Source organism: Streptomyces sp. NPDC006798 (genome assembly GCF_040635975.1).
Classification (GTDB): Bacteria; Actinomycetota; Actinomycetes; order Streptomycetales; family Streptomycetaceae; genus Streptomyces.
Genome location: NZ_JBEYIS010000045.1, coordinates 1 through 16256 on the forward strand (window position 1 = coordinate 1; position 16256 = coordinate 16256).

General features: G+C 71.7%; 14 protein-coding genes. 4 read left to right on the forward strand and 10 right to left on the reverse strand.

Going from position 1 to position 16256, the window contains the following annotated elements:
- Positions 1 to 197: 197 nt before the first annotated feature.
- From ABZ714_RS26125 to ABZ714_RS26135, 3 genes are read right to left on the reverse strand one after another with little or no spacing between them, the layout of a single operon-like run.
- Positions 198 to 2597: an FtsX-like permease family protein gene (locus ABZ714_RS26125; protein WP_358827772.1), complete on the reverse strand. Its 2400-nt coding sequence runs from the start codon at positions 2595 to 2597 to the stop codon at positions 198 to 200.
- Complete coding sequence (locus ABZ714_RS26130; RefSeq protein WP_358827827.1) at positions 2594 to 3277, reverse strand: ABC transporter ATP-binding protein; 684 nt, start codon at positions 3275 to 3277, stop codon at positions 2594 to 2596. Before ABZ714_RS26130 ends, ABZ714_RS26125 begins: the two co-directional genes overlap by 4 nt.
- A gap of 38 nt (positions 3278 to 3315) precedes the next feature.
- Entirely contained in the window at positions 3316 to 3840 is a 525-nt protein-coding gene (locus ABZ714_RS26135; RefSeq protein WP_358827773.1) for a PadR family transcriptional regulator, read from the reverse strand.
- Between the two features lie 469 nt (positions 3841 to 4309).
- Here ABZ714_RS26135 and ABZ714_RS26140 point away from each other — a divergent pair, with 469 nt between their 5' ends.
- The 3 genes from ABZ714_RS26140 to ABZ714_RS26150 all read left to right on the forward strand — a co-directional run bounded on the left by ABZ714_RS26140 (position 4310) and on the right by ABZ714_RS26150 (position 5936).
- The gene (locus ABZ714_RS26140) at positions 4310 to 4678 is read left to right on the forward strand and encodes a hypothetical protein (RefSeq protein WP_358827774.1); all 369 of its coding nucleotides are present in this window, start codon (positions 4310 to 4312) and stop codon (positions 4676 to 4678) included.
- A 163-nt stretch (positions 4679 to 4841) separates the two neighbouring features.
- Entirely contained in the window at positions 4842 to 5396 is a 555-nt protein-coding gene (locus tag ABZ714_RS26145) for a peroxiredoxin (protein WP_358827775.1), read from the forward strand.
- A 3-nt stretch (positions 5397 to 5399) separates the two neighbouring features.
- Positions 5400 to 5936 (forward strand): alkyl hydroperoxide reductase, encoded by a 537-nt coding sequence (locus ABZ714_RS26150; protein WP_358827776.1) that lies wholly within the window; start codon positions 5400 to 5402, stop codon positions 5934 to 5936.
- An 88-nt stretch (positions 5937 to 6024) separates the two neighbouring features.
- Here ABZ714_RS26150 and ABZ714_RS26155 read toward each other — a convergent pair whose 3' ends face one another.
- The 5 genes from ABZ714_RS26155 to ABZ714_RS26175 form a co-directional block, all read right to left on the reverse strand.
- Positions 6025 to 6837, reverse strand: coding sequence for a hypothetical protein (locus tag ABZ714_RS26155; protein ID WP_358827777.1), 813 nt, complete (start codon positions 6835 to 6837; stop codon positions 6025 to 6027).
- Entirely contained in the window at positions 6834 to 8450 is a 1617-nt protein-coding gene (locus tag ABZ714_RS26160; protein ID WP_358827778.1) for an AI-2E family transporter, read from the reverse strand. The genes ABZ714_RS26155 and ABZ714_RS26160 overlap by 4 nt, the downstream gene beginning before the upstream one ends.
- A 170-nt stretch (positions 8451 to 8620) precedes the next feature.
- Positions 8621 to 9340 carry a transglycosylase SLT domain-containing protein gene (locus ABZ714_RS26165; RefSeq protein WP_358827828.1) on the reverse strand — a complete coding sequence of 240 codons (720 nt, stop codon included), beginning with the start codon at positions 9338 to 9340 and terminating at the stop codon, positions 8621 to 8623.
- A gap of 482 nt (positions 9341 to 9822) precedes the next feature.
- On the reverse strand, positions 9823 to 11148 hold the full coding sequence (locus ABZ714_RS26170) for a PhoH family protein (RefSeq protein ID WP_358827779.1): 1326 nt from the start codon (positions 11146 to 11148) through the stop codon (positions 9823 to 9825).
- A gap of 378 nt (positions 11149 to 11526) precedes the next feature.
- Positions 11527 to 12288 carry an isoprenyl transferase gene (locus ABZ714_RS26175; RefSeq protein WP_358827780.1) on the reverse strand — a complete coding sequence of 254 codons (762 nt, stop codon included), beginning with the start codon at positions 12286 to 12288 and terminating at the stop codon, positions 11527 to 11529.
- A 244-nt stretch (positions 12289 to 12532) separates the two neighbouring features.
- On the opposite strand from ABZ714_RS26175, the gene mgrA reads away from it, so the two are divergent.
- The gene (gene mgrA / locus ABZ714_RS26180) at positions 12533 to 13576 is read left to right on the forward strand and encodes an L-glyceraldehyde 3-phosphate reductase (protein ID WP_358827781.1); all 1044 of its coding nucleotides are present in this window, start codon (positions 12533 to 12535) and stop codon (positions 13574 to 13576) included.
- A gap of 539 nt (positions 13577 to 14115) precedes the next feature.
- On the opposite strand, the gene ABZ714_RS26185 is transcribed toward mgrA, so the two are convergent.
- Positions 14116 to 14466 (reverse strand): helix-turn-helix domain-containing protein, encoded by a 351-nt coding sequence (locus ABZ714_RS26185; RefSeq protein WP_358827782.1) that lies wholly within the window; start codon positions 14464 to 14466, stop codon positions 14116 to 14118.
- Positions 14467 to 14565: 99 nt separating this feature from the next.
- A complete protein-coding gene (locus ABZ714_RS26190) occupies positions 14566 to 16200 on the reverse strand; it encodes a DUF2079 domain-containing protein (RefSeq protein WP_358827783.1) in 1635 nt (544 codons plus the stop codon).
- Positions 16201 to 16256: the final 56 nt, after the last annotated feature.

Consider the following 16256-nt stretch of genomic DNA (forward strand, 5'->3'; position numbering starts at 1 on the left):
CCACAGCACCAGTTCCTCTTCCGGATCCTGCCGGGGCTCTACGGGCCCGGCACCCGCTCCCCCCGGGGCGGGTGGGGGTCCCCCGGACGGAGCCCAGGGGGGACGTACGCCCACCGCGTGAACCGCCCCTCGGGCCGGCGGCCCGGGGACACGTACGGCCCCCGGACACACCCCGTACCGCGTACCGCTCCGTGCTCCTACTCCGTACGGAGCCCCTCCGGGCGCATCATCCGGTACAGCGACGGCAGACTGAGCGCCGTCACCACCAGGATCACCGCGCCACCGGCCCCGGCCACCGGCAGGAATCCCCACCAGTCCGCGACGCTGCCGCCGACCATCCGCAGCAGGACGACCCCGAGGCCGATCCCGCCCGCGATCGCGACGGTCGTACCGAGGAGGACCGGTACGGCGGTCTGCCAGAGCACGGACCAGGCGATCGTGGACCGCCGGGTGCCGAAGGCGACCAGCGCCGACAGCAGCCGCCGCCGTTCCCGCAACTGTTCGAGCTGGGAGACCAGCATCGAGGCGGCGATCAGCGCCAGGGTGCCGATCGAACCGATCAGCATGCCCCGTTCGACATCGCCGAAGCGGTCGTTGGTCTCGACCGCCTGGAGCTCGGCGACCTGGGCGATCGGATCGATCCGGGCGACCGTGTTGCGGACGTGCTCCACCCGGTCGGGCACCCGCTCGTCCACGGCGACCAGGGCCAGTACGTCCGGCGAGCTCAGCTCACCGGCGTCGAGCGCGCCGGGGGTGGCGAACACCCCGGTGTGCCACTGCCCCTGGGCGTCCCTGACGGCGCTGACGGTCGACAGGCCGACGGGGACGTCCCAGGTCGGGATCGCGTCCGGGGTCTTCCCGCCGGCGGCGTCACGGCCGTCGCCGTTCTCCTCGGGCTCCCCGGACTCCAGTGCCAGCGGCTTCCCCCCGACGACGGTCCGGTCGATACTGGCGTTCAGCTGCGGGTCCGGTCCGTGGACGACAAAGGCGTCGCCGTCGGAGCAGTTCCGGATGGCCGCCAGATCGCGCAGGGCCGGACAGTCGGCGACGGTGACCCGGACCGATTTCGGGTCCTCCTGTGAGGAGGCCCCCCGCGGTCCGTACGGGTACAGGAAGGACTGGAGCACCCCGGTGACCTTCCGTACGCCATCGGTCCCGGTGAGGCCCGTGACCAGGTCCCGGGCCGCCCGCTCGCCGTCGACGTCGGCGGTGACGGCGACCGCCGCCCGGGTCGGGTCCTGTCCCGTCTCGGTCCGGTAGTCGCCGGACACCCCGGCGAAGAGCATCTGGAGGGCGACGCCACCGGCGACCGCCGCCATGATCCCGCTGACCGCGCGGGCCGCGGCGGCGCTGCTGAGCTGGAGCCTGCGGATGGCGAGCTGCCAGGGCACCGGGCCGCCCCGCACCCGGCCGACCAGGGCGTCGATCAGCCAGGGCAGCAGGGTGGTCAGCCCGCCGAGTACGAGCACCGCGCCCACGGCGACGGGGATCACCGCGGCGTCGGAGGCGCCGCTCCCGTCGTCCAGCCGGCCGCCCGCCAGGACCAGTGCGAGCCCGGCGAGCGGGAGCAGCAGCCGCCACCAGAGCCTGCGGGGCCTGGTCTTGGTGTTCCGGGTGACTCCCAGCGGCTCGATCGTCACGGTCCGCAGCGCGACCAGGGTCACGGCCACGGCGGCCACCGGAACGGCCACCAGGACGAGGACGCCGATGAACGGCGACGGCAGCACATCGGCGGGGAAGGCGCTGAGTTCGTAGAGGCTGATCCGGGCGGCCAGCGGCCGGACCGCCGCGAACAGGCCGATCCCGACGGCCAGTCCGAGCAGTGCGCCGAAGAGCGCCTCGCCCGCCGCGATCCGGTGGACCGACCGGGCGTCGGCGCCGATCAGCCGCAGGGCGGCGAGCCGCCGGTCGCGGCGGTCGCCGCCGAACCGTACGGCGGCGGCGACGAAGACCGCGACCGGGACGAGCAGCGCCACACAGATCAGGACGATCAGGACGATCAGGACCGGGTCCCAGGGGTCGGAGAGGCCCGCCCGCTCGTCGTAGCCGGTGATCCTGGTGCCGCCCTTGTCGGTGGCGAGGGTGTCACTGCCGAGGTAGACGTACAGCTCCTTCGGGCCGAGCAGCCCCTGGTCGCCGATGGTGCCGACGACCTTCCGGTCGTACCGCTCGCGGAGCAGTTCGCCGCCTGGGGAGTCGAGGAGTTCGGCGAGGGCGGGCGAGACGAGCATCTCGCCGGGCTTCGGGAAGACGGACACCCCGGGCGGGCGGACGGGGTCGGCGCCCTCGGCCCGCATGATCGCGCCGGAGATCGACTCGCCGCGGAAGTCGTCGTACATCGCCCGCCAGACGACGGACGTGTCGGTGGCCGGGCGCTCCTGCGAGCCGAGCCCCTTGACCTCGATCGGGGTCCGGGTGTCGCCGCGGAGGTCCCGGCTGTCGATCATGTTCGGTACGGAGGAGGCGAGCAGCAGCATGGTGACGCCGACGCCCACGCCGAAGGCGGTGAGCAGGGTACGGACCCAGCCCTCGCGGCCACCGGAGACGCCGAAGCGCATGCCGAGGGCGAGGTCCCGGGCCCAGGTACGGAGGGTCATGCCGCGTACTCCAGCCGGGAACGTCCGTCACGGACGACGACCTCGCGGTCCGAATAGGCGGCGACCCGGGCCTCGTGGGTGACCAGGACGACGGCGGCGCCGGTGGCCCGGGCGGCCTCGGTGAACAGCTCCATCACCCGCTCCCCGTTGAGGGAGTCGAGGGCGCCGGTCGGCTCGTCGGCGAAGATCACCCGGGGGGTGGTGACGAGGGAGCGGGCGACCGCGATCCGCTGGCCCTGGCCGCCGGAGACCTCGCCGGGCCGCTGGTGCCCGATCTGGTCGACCTCCAGCCGGGCCATCCACTTCCGGGCCTCGGCCTCGGCGGCCTTGCGGCCGGTTCCGGCCAGTCGCAGCGGCAGCGCCACATTCTCCACACAGGTCAGCTCCGGCACGAGCTGGCCGAACTGGAAGACGAAGCCGAACTCGGTACGGCGCAGCAGGCTGCGCTCCCGGTCGGAGAGCCCGGCCAGTTCCCGGCCCTGGTAGCGGATGGAGCCGGAGTCCGGCGGCACGATGCCCGCGAGACAGTGCAGCAGGGTCGACTTGCCGGAGCCGGAGGGGCCCATCACGGCGACGACCTCACCGGCGCGGATGGCGAAGTGGGCGCCGTCGAGCGCCGGGGTGGGCCCGTACGCCTTGCGCAGGTCCTCGGCGACGAGCAGCCCCTCGGAGTGGTTCACGGCTTCGTCGTTCACGGTCACGGTCACGTCTTCCTTTTTCACGCCCCGACCTCGCGGGCGAGCTTGTCGAGCCGGGCGGCGGTCAGTTCGAGCCAGCGCAGATCGGCTTCCAGATGGAACAGGGCGTGGTCGCAGATCAGCTGGTCGGCGAGGTCACCGGCCCGCTTGCGCTCGGTCAGGGCACGCATCATCCGCAGATGCTCGGACCGCTGGACATCGAGCAGCTCGGCGGCGCCGCGCCCGGTGAGCAGGGCGAGGACAACCTTGGTGTAGAGCACGGACTGGAGGTACGGCTCCGGCGCCTCGGGGCGGGCGAGCCACTGGCCGACGTCGGTGATCCCGGCGTCGGTGATGGCGTACCGCTTCCGGTCGGGGCCGCCGCCCGCCTCGACGCCCTCCACCTCGACGAGGCCGTTCTTCAGGAGCCGGGACATGGTCGAGTAGACCTGGCCGTAGTGGAGGGGCTTGTCGTGGCCGAATTTCTCGTCGAAGGCACGTTTGAGGTCGTAGCCGTGGCGAGGGCCGGATTCCAGAAGCCCGAGAAGGGTGTGACCGATGGACATACCGAGGACTATACACGCCATGTATACACACGATGTATAGATCATTTACTGAGGTCACAGCGTTACGCTTCGACGAGTGCGGCGCCCGGCGGACTGCGGGCCACGGCCCGAACGGACCCCGGAGCGGGCCGGATTCACCCCGCCGACCCCCACCCCGACCCCCGGGGACGGCCGGTTCGACACCGTCGGCAACGCGCCGGTGATCACGGAAAGCGGCGGAAAATCATCCCGGACGCACCCCGGGTCTTCCTTCCGGACCAGGCCGGGAAAGCGAGCGGGGTCTGGTGCCGCGGATCGCAAGGCGGAGGAATGAGCCACTGCGGTGGGGGCACCATCCGCGCCGCCAGACCCCGGCATCCCGGCAGATCCACCTCATCGGAGGCCCGCCGCGGGTCGGCAAGACCACCCTCACGCTGATACTCCCGGAGCGGGCCGGACTGCCCTACTCCCCACCGACACCCTGGTCACGATGCCCCAGGAGGCCGCCCCCGAATACGGCGTCCGGCACGGCGACCACCCCGGCAAGGCCGGACCGGCCCAGCCCTTCCCGCTGCCGTTCCTCACCGCCGTCGCCGCCTCACTCGATCCGGCGGACCCGGCCGACGGGCGTACGGTCGAGGGCGATGTGATCACCCCGGCCCTGCCGCGCGCCGCCCCCGACGACCGGCCGGCGGGCTCGCCCCCCGAGGTGTACGAACGGACGGCGGCCCCGGCGCGGGAACGGAGCGCCGCCCTCCGCACGGCCTGCGAACGGTCCGGCCAGATCCACGCGGACACGGGCCAAAACCATGAGGAGGCCCTGGAACTCGCCTACGACTTCCTGACCCGCCACCCCTGACCTGGCACTCCCCCTCCGCCCCCGGCACGGGCGGCGACCGGGGCCGGACGCGCGGATTGATCGGGCGACCGGATCATACTGACCAGTTTGATCAATTTCCCCCGCCGTTCTCCCTGTGACAGGGTGCATTTTGTCCAACCCTCGAACCACCCGGAGTAACATCGTGCTGACTGTCGGCGACCAGTTCCCCACCTTCGAACTGACGGCTTGCGTCTCCCTGGAGAGCGGCAAGGAGTTCGAGGTCATCGACCACAAGTCCTACGAGGGCAAGTGGAAGGTCGTCTTCGCCTGGCCGAAGGACTTCACCTTCGTCTGCCCCACCGAGATCGCCGCCTTCGGCAAGCTGAACGACGAGTTCGCCGACCGCGACGCCCAGGTCCTCGGCTTCTCCGGTGACTCGGAGTTCGTCCACCACGCCTGGCGCAAGGACCACGCCGACCTGCGTGACCTGCCCTTCCCGATGCTGGCCGACTCCAAGCACGAGCTGATGCGCGACCTCGGTATCGAGGGTGCGGACGGCTTCGCGCAGCGCGCCGTCTTCATCGTCGACCCGAACAACGAGATCCAGTTCACCATGGTGACCGCCGGATCCGTGGGCCGTAACCCGAAGGAGGTCCTCCGGGTCCTCGACGCGCTCCAGACGGACGAGCTGTGCCCGTGCAACTGGAGCAAGGGCGAGCAGACCCTCGACGCCGGCGCCCTGCTGGCCGGTGAGTGACCGATGGCTCTCGACACGCTGAAGTCGGCCATACCGGAGTACGCCAAGGACCTGAAGCTCAACCTGGGCTCGGTCATCGGCAACAACGACAAGCTCACCCAGCAGCAGCTGTGGGGCACCGTGCTGGCCACCGCGATCGCCTCGCGCAGCCCGATCGTCCTGCGTGAGCTGGAGCCGGAGGCGAAGGCGAACCTGTCGCCCGAGGCGTACCAGGCCGCGAAGGCCGCCGCCGCGGTGATGGCGATGAACAACGTCTTCTACCGGACCCGGCATCTGCTCTCCGACCCGGAGTACGGCACCCTCCGCGCCGGTCTGCGGATGAACGTCATCGGCAACCCGGGCGTGGAGAAGGTCGACTTCGAGCTCTGGTCGCTCGCCGTCTCCGCCGTCAACGGCTGCGGCCAGTGCCTCGACTCGCACGAGCAGGTGCTCCGCAAGGCGGGCGTGGACCGCGAGACGGTCCAGGAGGCGTTCAAGATCGCCTCCGTCGTCCAGGCCGTGGGGACGACCCTCGACGCCGAGGCGGCGCTCGCGGGCTGAGCCCGTACCGCCGAACGGCCCGAACGAAGGGGCCCGTACGACTGATGAGTCGTACGGGCCCATTTCCGCGCGCCCACGGTTCCGGGGGTCAGCCCCGGCCGGACCGCAGCTCCTTGAGCAGCGTCCTGGCGTCCTCGATCAGCGGGCCCCGGCGCTTGACCGGCTGGGCAACCCCGTTGCCGTTCTCCTTCTCGGTCCGGTAGGTGTCGCTGGTCAGCTCGATCACCGCCTGGCCGTCGAGGATGTGCAGGGTGGTGTACATCCCGTCGTCGTCGATCAGATAGGCCCGTTCACCGAGCCCCTCCAGCCGCTCCGGCTCCCGGGTCATCTGCTTCGCCTCGGCCGCGACGGCCGCGTCGAACTCGGGGCCGGGGTCGGTCTTCTTGTGCAGCGTGTAGACGATCATCACATTGGTGGTCAGGGCGAGGTCGTCCTGAGCCGGATTGCCCGTCGTCAGACCCGCCGGGACCTCGCCCGGCTTCAGAACCAGCTCCATGTTGCAGACCGACTGGTCCCTGGCCGGATGGCGGTACTCCTCGTCGAACCTCGTCGGCGCCTTCTCGCCCAGCACCTCGGTGAGCTTCGGCAACGTCGCGACCTGGCACAGGTCGTCCACCGCCCGGTAGGGCCCGGTGTCCGGATCGCCGTCGGTGGTGGCGGAGTACGCGTACAGTCCGCCCGCCCACAGGACGGACGCCAGCAGCGCGCCGCCGAGCGCCCACTGCCAGCCCTTCCCCGGCGCGCGCCAACGGCTGCCGCCGCCCTCGCCGCCGTGCGTCACGTCCTCGGCGGGCGGGTGTTCCGCCGGGTCTCCGTCCGGTACCCGCTCCCCGGGTCCGGCGTGCCAGGCGCGGGGCCGCTCCGGCTCGTCCCCGCCGACCAGTTCGGGCTCGGTGATCATCTCGGTTCCCCTCCGGCCGCGGTGGAGTCCCCCGCGGGCCCGTCCGTACCCGGCCCGCCGGTCGCCCCTACGGGCCCGGCGGATGCTGCCGCCTCCGGCGTCCCGGCCCCACCCGGCCGGTCCGCGGAGGCCGTCCTGTCCTCGTCCGTAAGCCCCGGGGAGTCCGTACCGCCCGGCGAATCCGCGGGGCCCGCCGATATCTGTACTGGTACGGCGGCGGAGGCGGTCCCGGTCACCGGTACCGCCCCGGCCGGTATCGCGCCGCGCGCCGCCTGCTCCCTGCCGTACGCCCGCAGATAGCCGACGACCGTATTGCCGACGGCGACCAGCGGTACCGCGACCACCGCACCGCCGATACCCGCCGTGAGTCCGCCGACCGCGACCGCCAGTACGACGGCCAGCGGATGGACCCGGACCGCCCGGCCCAGGATGAACGGCTGGAGCACATGGCCCTCGATCTGCTGGACGGCGAGCACCACCACCAGCACCATCAGGGCCGTGAACGGGCCCTGGGTCACCAGTGCCACGACCACCGCGAGCGCCCCGGAGATCACCGCGCCGACCAGCGGGATGAAGGCGAAGAGGAAGATGAAGACGGCGAGCGGTACGGCCATCGGAACATCGAGGAAGTAGATCCCGAGCCCGATGAAGATGGCGTCGATCAGGGCCACGATCACCGTGCCCCGGACATAGGCGGTCAGGGTCCGCCAGGCCCTGGGACCGGCTCCGGCGACCCCCTCCCGGGCCTGGGCGGGCACCAGTTTGAGGGTCCAGCGCCAGATCCGGTCGCCGTCGTGGAGCAGGAAGAGGGTGGAGAACATCGCCAGCAGAATGCCGGTCAGGAACTCGACGATCACCGTCACGCCCTGGAGTCCGGCGCTGGTGATCTCCTGGGTGTTGTTGCCGATGGCGTCGCTGAGGTTGTCGGCGATGTCGTTGATCTGCGACTCGGTGACCCGGAAGGGGCCGTCGAGGAGCCAGAGCTTCAGCTCGTCGATACCGTCCCGGACCTTCTCGGAGAGGGTGTCGAGATTCTCCATCACCTGCCACACCACGAACCAGCCGACCAGGCCCATCACCACGAAGCCGAGGATCGCGGTCAGGGCGGTGGCGAGTCCGCGCGGCATGCCCCAGCGCTTCAGCCGGGCGACGGTCGGATGGAGCAGGGCAGTGATCAGCAGGGCGGCGACGAAGGACATCATCACCAGCTGGACGGCGCTGATCACCTTCATCAGCACCCAGAACACCCCGGCCAGTACCAGCAGTCGCCAGCCGGCCTCGGCGGCGACCCGGATCCCCCAGGGGATGGCCGATGTGGGGTCCGGGCGGGGCGGTACGGCGGGCGCGTAGTCGGGCGGCGGCGGTACGACGGCCGTGCCCGTGACCGTCGTACCGGCATCGTCCGTCCCGGTGGGGGCCGGATCAGCGGTCGCGGTGTCCGGCTTCCCGGCGTCCGGGCCGCCCCGGTCCTTCCCGCCCGCGCCGTCGGCGCTTTGGGTGCCGTCGGTGCCGTCGTCCCCCTCGGCCGCCGCCGTCCGGCGCTCCCGCAACAGCTCCGACGCCCGGCTCAGTCCGGCCGCGGCTCCGGCCAGCCACCCCGGCAGACGTGACATGACATCCCCCAATGTTCCCCCTGAGATCCCCCGGCACTCCGGGGTCCGTTGACGCTACAACAACATGGCGGAACCCCTCACCCAGAGACGGTGAGGGGTTCCGCGGAGTTGAGCGACCACGGTGATTCAGGGGGTCCGTCCGGAGCTCCGGGGGAACCGTCCCGGCCGGGTCAGTACCACTTGTTGTTCTGCCAGAAGGCCCAGGCGCCGCAGGGGCTGCCGTAGCGGCTGTCCATGTACTTCAGGCCCCACTTGATCTGAGTGGCCGGGTTGGTCCGCCAGTCGGCACCGGCCGACGACATCTTCGACCCGGGCAGGGCCTGGACCAGGCCGTACGCACCCGACGAGGGGTTCTGCGCGAGATAGTTCCAGTTGGACTCGCGCTCGATGATGTTGCTGAAGCACTGGAACTGTCCGGCCGGGACCATCTGCCGGGCCATGTCCTTGACTTCGGAGATGGAGTACGAGGACTTGGGGGTGAAGCTGGAGGCGTCCCGGGCGGCGGCGGCCTTGCGCGCGGCCCGCTTCTTCGCCTCCTCGCGCTCCTTCTTCACCTTGGCCTCGGCGGCGGCCTTCTTGTCCTTGGCGGCTTCGGCGGCGGCGACGCGGGCGGACTCCTCGGCCGACTTCTTGGCCGATGCCTCAGCGATCGCCGACTGGGCGTTCGCCTGCTCGGCCAGCGTCAGGGCCTGAACCTGGACCTGTTCGCCCGCCGGGACGTCCGCGAGGAGAGTGGTGGTCGCGTCGGACGCGGCCGTCTCCACGGTGTCCGAGGACTGGGGGTTGCCCGAGGCAACGCCGACAACGGCTCCGACGGTGGTGACCGCGGTGGCCGACGCCACCGCGAATCCCCGGACCGAGATCCGGCTCACACGGTTTCCTTCCAGCATCACCCGCACAGGTGACCCCGCGGGCGAATCGTGCCCCTGGCGCTGGCCTCCACTGAAACAGGTCACGGGAGGCGCTGGCCCGTGGCCGACTCCCCTTCGGGAACGGCCGGTGCAGCTTCCGGGCGGCACACGACGGCAGGTGTGGAGTTGTGGCCGCGGTGCGGGGCACCACGGGTGGTACGCGAGTGTCGTGTGCGGGGCCTGACGGAAGCAAGACTCTGCCGGAACCCGGCACCGCAAGGCAATTCCCGGTTGCGTGGGAAAGCTCACATGGGTTAAGCCCCGAGTTTTTCGGCCGAACTCCGATACGGAACGGCGCCGTCCCGCTAGGCTCTTGCGCCTCGCGCGGAACGGCGCCGTAAAGCGGCCGAGTTGCCCCAAGAGGTCCGGGAGGACCCGAAGTCAACCGAACCGGACCGAACTGGTCCGCAGCGGTCTACACGGTTCGCACCGGCTTACAGGTGCCGCGGATATCGCGGGTGTTACAGGTGTCCGTCCTCCAGCATCTCGGTGACCAGTGCGGCGATCCGGGAGCGTTCGGACCGGGTGAGCGTGACATGGGCGAAGAGCGGATGCCCCTTCAGCTTCTCGACCACGGCGACCACTCCGTCGTACCGGCCGACCCGCAGATTGTCCCGCTGGGCCACGTCGTGGGTGAGTACCACCCGCGAGTCGGCGCCGATCCGGGACAACACCGTCAGCAGGACGTTCCGCTCCAGGGACTGGGCCTCGTCGACGATGACGAAGGCGTCGTGGAGCGACCGGCCCCGGATATGGGTGAGGGGCAGGACCTCCAGCATGCCCCGCTCCAGCACCTCCTCGATGACCTCTCGGCCCGCGACGGCCGACAGGGTGTCGAAGACGGCCTGCGCCCAGGGGTTCATCTTCTCGGCCTCGGTGCCCGGCAGATAGCCCAGTTCCTGGCCGCCGACCGCGTAGAGGGGACGGAAGACCATCACCTTCTGGTGCTGCCGCCGCTCCAGTACGGCTTCCAGACCGGCGCAGAGCGCCAGCGCCGACTTGCCGGTTCCGGCCCGGCCGCCGAGGGAGACGATGCCGACCTCGGGGTCGAGCAGCAGATCGAGGGCGATCCGCTGTTCGGCGCTGCGGCCGTGGATGCCGAACGCCTCCCGGTCGCCCCGGACCAGCCGGACGTTCCCCTCGGCGGTGACCCGGCCGAGCGCCTTGCCCCGGTCGGACTGGAGGACCAGTCCGGTGTGGACGGGGAATGCGGCCGCCTCGGGGACGTAGACGCTCTCCTCACCTCCGTACAACAGGTCGACCTGGTCGGCGGGGAGGGTCAGTTCGGCCATTCCGGTCCAGCCGGAGTCCGTGATGGCCAGCTCCGCGCGGTACTCCTCGGCGAGGAGACCGACCGACGACGCCTTGATCCGCAGTGGCAGGTCCTTGGAGACGACGGTGACGTCGTACCCCTCGGCCTGGAGGTTCCGCGCCACCGCCAGGATCCGGGAGTCGTTGTCGCCGAGCCGGAAACCGGCGGGCAGGACCCCGGGATCGGAGTGGTTCAGCTCGACCCTGAGGGTGCCGCCGAGTTCGCCGAGCGGAAGCGGGGCGTCCAGCCGGCCGTGCCGGATGCGGAACTCGTCCAGCAGGCGGAGCGCCTGCCGGGCGAAGTACCCCAGCTCGGGATGGTGCCGCTTGGCCTCCAGTTCGGTGATGACCACGATCGGGAGCACCACCTCGTGCTCGTCGAAGCGGGTCGGCGCGTTGGGGTCGGCCAGCAGGACGCTGGTGTCGAGAACGTACGTGCGCCGGTCGGGCATGCGGCGCTTAGAGCTGCTGTTCACCACGGAAGGACGTACCCCCTCGGAAGAGGTCGACGGACCGGTGCCGTCGCGGGCCAGGGCCCGCCCGCCACGGACGGCGGGGGACCGGCCCCGCCGTCAGGCGGGGAGAGCCGGGCTGCGGGCCGCAGTGCACGGGCCGAGCTCCGGCCCTCCGCCCGGTCCGCACCGAGGGTGCGTTCCTTCGTGTGCAAAGGGCCTCCCGGGCGGGCGGCGCGAGCCGCCCACGGAGATCCGGCGCCCGTGGGCCGGACGCCGTGACCTGCCGGGAATATGCCCTCGATCAGGGGCCGCCATGCCGGGAGGGGCGGCGACGGGTGGGAGAACAGCGGGTGAAGCCGGGAAGCGGAACCGGTCCGGGCCCCGGCCGGGCGGGTCCGGTCAGCCGCCGTAGCGGCGGTGGCGGGCCGCGTAGTCGCGCAGGGCGCGCAGGAAGTCGACCTTCCGGAAGGCCGGCCAGAAGACCTCGCAGAAGTAGTACTCGGAGTGGGCGCTCTGCCAGAGCATGAAGCCGGAGAGCCGCTGCTCGCCGCTGGTCCGGATGACCAGATCGGGATCGGGCTGGCCTCGGGTGTAGAGATGCTCGGAGATCAGGTCGATGTCGACGGTCTCGGCCAGCTCCTCGATGCCGGTGCCCCGCTCGGCGTGCTCCTGGAGCAGGGACCGGACGGCGTCGGCGATCTCCTGCCGGCCGCCGTAGCCGACGGCGACGTTGACGAGTATCCCGGTATGTCCGAGGGTGGCCTGCTCCGCCTCCTTGAGTACGGTCTGGGTCCTGGCGGGCAGCAGATCGAGGGTGCCGACGTGATGGACCCGCCAGCGGCCGTCGGCGGCCATCTCCCGGACGGACTGCTCGATGATGCCGAGCAGGGGGACCAGCTCGTTGTCGGGCCGGTCGAGATTGTCGGTGGAGAGCATCCAGAGGGTGACGACCTCGACATCGGTCTCGGCGCACCAGCCGAGCAACTCCTGGATCTTGCTGGCACCGGCCTGGTGGCCCTGCTCGGCGGTACCGCCGGAGGCGCGGGCCCAGCGCCGGTTGCCGTCGAGGATGACTCCGATGTGCTTGGGCACCTGCGCGTGGTCGAGTCGGCCTTCCACCCGGCGTGCGTAGAGCCTGTACACCAGGTCCCGCAAGTTCACAGAAGTCCACCTCTCGGTCCGATGGGGTTCACCCGCTCCGGTCCTGGGCGCGGCGGACCCGGGGGCGAATGGGGGACCAGGGGGCTGTCCCGGGTCCGTACGGGCGATCGCGCACCGGACCCGGTACCCGTGCGGTGTACACCGTCCGGGCCGTGCGGCGAATCCCTTGAAGCCGCCACAGTACTGCGGACCGGCCACCCCGGCCCAACCCGGTCTGTCACAAGTCCGTGATAAGGAGAGATACGTGACTGATTCCTCCACGTATCTCGCCGCAGACGACCGTTACGACGCCATGGAGTACCGCCGTACGGGCCGGTCCGGGCTGAAGCTGCCCGCCGTGTCGCTGGGCCTCTGGCACAACTTCGGGGACGACCGCACGCTCGACTCGCAGCGGGCGATCCTGCGGCGCGCCTTCGATCTGGGCGTCACCCACTTCGACCTCGCGAACAACTACGGCCCGCCGCCCGGCTCGGCCGAGCTGAACTTCGGGAAGATCTTCGGCCAGGACTTCTCGGCCTACCGGGACGAACTAATCATTTCCACCAAAGCCGGATATTTGATGCATCCGGGGCCGTACGGGGAGTGGGGCTCCCGGAAGTACGTCCTCTCGTCGCTGGACGCGTCCCTGAAGCGGATGGGCCTGGAGTACGTCGACATCTTCTACTCGCACCGCTTCGACCCGGAGACTCCGCTGGAGGAGACGATGGGCGCGCTGGCCACGGCGGTGCGCCAGGGCAAGGCGCTCTACGCGGGCGTGTCCTCGTACGACGCGGAGCAGACCGCCGAGGCCGCCCGGCTGCTCCGGGAGATGGGCGTCCCGGCCCTGATCCACCAGCCGTCCTACTCGATGATCAACCGCTGGATCGAGAACGACGGCCTGCTCGACACCCTGGAGACCGCCGGGATGGGCTGTATCGCCTTCGTCCCGCTCGCCCAGGGGCTGCTCACCGGCAAGTATCTGAAGGGGATCCCGGAGGGCTCGCGGGCCACCCAGGGGAAGTCGCTCGACCCGGGGCTGCTCTCGGACGACGTCGTCCGGCGGCTGAACGGGCTGAACGACATCGCGGCCCGCCGCGGCCAGTCGCTGGCCCAGCTGGCGCTCAGCTGGGTGCTGCGGGATCCGCGGATGACCTCGGCGCTGATCGGCGCCTCCAGCGTGGCCCAGCTGGAGGAGAACGTGGCCGCGCTGGCCGCGGCGCCGCTGACCGCCGCCGAGCTGGCGGAGATCGACACCCTCGCGGTGGACACCGAGGGGACGAACATCTGGGCCGGGCGCGGCCTGGGCTGACGGCTCCGGGGTCCGGCGGCCGGGGGCCGGGCCGGAGGCTGACGGCTCCGTGCGGGCGGTACGCGACCGGCGGCTCGGCGGCCGGGGCGCGGCGGCCGGACGGCCCGGCCGCGGTGGCCGTGATCGGCCGGGCCCCGGCCGCCGGGCCCGGAAAAAGAAACCGGGCCGGTCCGTGGGGGGGGGGATACGGACCGGCCCGAGGGGGGGTTTCCACCATAACGCGAGATGCCCGCCGCCGGACGCCACTGACGCGGCGCCGGGGGCGGGTTTCGCCGTCAGGTTGAGTCGAACGGCGGAGCGTACGCGGGCGCGAACCCCGTATTCCCGGGGTTTTCGGGGGGTTCGCACCGAACGGCGTCGGCGCGGCGGCCCTTCGGGCGCCGTCCGGCGCGTCCCCCGAAGGGGGAACCCCCGAGGGGCGGCGAGTTGACGGCGAATCGGCTTCCGAGGGAGTTCCGGCGGTCACCGGGGCGGCGCGGCGGCTGCCGGGGCGGGCCGGGGTTCGGGGGGCGGGCGTCAGGTCCCGTACCGCTGCACCGCTACGCCACGCGGGTCTTGTTGGCGACGATCTCGGCCATATAGGTCCTGCCCCACTCCCCCAGCGGCTCCAGGGCCTTGTTGAGGGACTGCCCCAGGGGGGTGAGGGAGTACTCCACCCGGGGCGGTACCTCCGGATAGACCTCGCGGTGGACGACTCCATCCGCTTCCAGCTCCCGCAGTTGCTGGATCAGCACTTTCTCGCTCACTCCGGTGAGCGCCCGCCGCATCGCGCCGAACCGCACCGGTCCTTCGGCGTCCAGCACCCAGAGGATCAGCGGCTTCCATTTGCCGTCGACCACGTCGACGGCCGCGTCGAGCCCACAGTCGTAGATCGGTTTGCGGACGGCCATGGGCAACTGACTCCTCGTACGGTCCGGGATCGGGCGGGGCCGCCGGGGCCCACCGGGGGAACAATCCCGGGGCCCGGGGTATTTCCCCCCGGGCGTTGGTCAGCCGTGGGCGCCGGGGACCCGGGGCGGGCCGAGCCTGAGCAGGGTGATGCCGTCGCGTTCGGCGACCTCGCGATAGCCGTGGACGAGCCGGGCCCGGTCCAGTTCGGCGAGTTGCTGCTCGGGCGGATAGGGCCAGTGGCCCGCGCGGTACGGCCAGGCGTGCGGGGCCCGGCGGTCGTGGACGATCCACTCGGCGGTGGGCCTCGGCAGGGTCGCGCGGTGGTACTCGTAGAGCCGGGAACCCACCGGGAAGGCGGGGAAGAGGACGACCTCGGTCCGGGCCGTGAGCTGGGGCACGAGCCGGTTGCTCGCGGCGACCGTGGCCCCGTCCGGGATCCGGGCGAGGAGTTCCCCGGCCGCCTCGACGTGCTCGGTGGTGCGCCAGGTGGCCCGCTGGGCGAGCAGGGCGAGGGGGAAGCTCGGCAGTATCACCGCGGTCACGGCGAGCGCCGTGGCCAGGGACGCCCGGACATGGCGGGCGGCGGGCGGACGGCCCGCGGCCGGGGCCGGCTCCGGGGCCGGAGTCGCGGCCGGAGTCGCGGCCGGGGCCGTACGCCAGTGGCGCAGCGCGTCGATCAGTCCGGCGGTGACGACCGGCATCAGGACGACGCTGTAGTGGAAGGACGTGCCCCAGTGGAAGCCGTTCGCGGAGAGCATCCGCCAGGCCAGGGTGGGCACCGCCAGCAGGGCCAGCGGGGAGCGCAGGGCGAGCAGCGCGGAGGGCGCGAAGACCAGGACGAGGGTGGCCGCCTTGACGTCGGGGCGGAGCGCGTCGAGCGGGGCGAGGGCGATGGTCGTCAGCAGGGACGTCCGGGCGTCGTCGGGGAGGTTGCCGCCGTGGGCGTAGCCGCCCGCCGGGTTGAAGGCGGGCAGCAGCAGTTCGATCTCCACGGCGGAGGCGGCGAGTCCGGCGACGGCGGTGAGGAGTCCGAGCCGCCGGGGTCCCTTCCAGGCGATGTACGCGCCGACGGCGGCGACGGTCAGCCCCAGGTCCTCCTTGATCAGGACCAGGGGCGCGGCCCAGAGCACGGCGGCCCGCCAGCGGCGGCGGCCGAGGGCCACGACGGCGTACGAGACGAGTGGTACCGCGAGCGCCACCTCGTGGAAGTCGAAGGCGACGGCGGACGCGACGCCCCAACTGAGGCCGTAGACCAGGGCGACGGCATGGGCGGCGCGGCGGCCGAGTGTCTCCAGCGCCCAGCCGGCCAGCGGGACGACGGCGACGGCGATCAGCGCGGCCTGCGCGGTGAGCAGGGCGAGCGGGGACGGCCAGAGCCGGTAGAGGGGCGCGAGGACGGCGATCGCCGGGTGGAAGTGGTCGCCGAGGAGGTTGAAGCCCTCGCCGCGCAGGGGCACCACGGGGGGCTGGAACCGGGCGTAGGCGCGGACGGCCTGCTCGAAGATGCCGAGGTCGTAGCCGGTGGTCCGGAGCAGCAGATGACGGCGTACGGACAGGGTGGCGTAGAGCGCGAGGAACACGGCGGCCCAGGCCCAGGGGAGCAGAGCGGCGGGGAGCCGGGGCGCGAGCCGGGAACCGGGGTGCGGCGGTGGTGCGGCGGTGGGTACCGGGGGGCCGCCGGAAGGGCGCCGCGCCCCGCGCCGTACTACCGGGTTGTCAGAGAATGTCCGCATACATTCGGATGCTAGACGGGGGTCGTGGCCGGTCCGTTCAGCTCCGGGGGTATTCG

Coding starts and splice junctions, on each gene's coding strand:
- ABZ714_RS26125 (WP_358827772.1), bottom strand. CDS start 2,597: ATGACCCTCCGTACCTGGGCCCGGGACCTCGCCCTCGGCATGCGCTTC.
- ABZ714_RS26135 (WP_358827773.1), bottom strand. CDS start 3,840: ATGTCCATCGGTCACACCCTTCTCGGGCTTCTGGAATCCGGCCCTCGC.
- ABZ714_RS26140 (WP_358827774.1), top strand. CDS start 4,310: ATGCCCCAGGAGGCCGCCCCCGAATACGGCGTCCGGCACGGCGACCAC.
- ABZ714_RS26150 (WP_358827776.1), top strand. CDS start 5,400: ATGGCTCTCGACACGCTGAAGTCGGCCATACCGGAGTACGCCAAGGAC.
- ABZ714_RS26155 (WP_358827777.1), bottom strand. CDS start 6,837: ATGATCACCGAGCCCGAACTGGTCGGCGGGGACGAGCCGGAGCGGCCC.
- ABZ714_RS26160 (WP_358827778.1), bottom strand. CDS start 8,450: ATGTCACGTCTGCCGGGGTGGCTGGCCGGAGCCGCGGCCGGACTGAGC.
- ABZ714_RS26165 (WP_358827828.1), bottom strand. CDS start 9,340: ATGCTGGAAGGAAACCGTGTGAGCCGGATCTCGGTCCGGGGATTCGCG.
- ABZ714_RS26185 (WP_358827782.1), bottom strand. CDS start 14,466: ATGGCCGTCCGCAAACCGATCTACGACTGTGGGCTCGACGCGGCCGTC.
- ABZ714_RS26190 (WP_358827783.1), bottom strand. CDS start 16,200: ATGCGGACATTCTCTGACAACCCGGTAGTACGGCGCGGGGCGCGGCGC.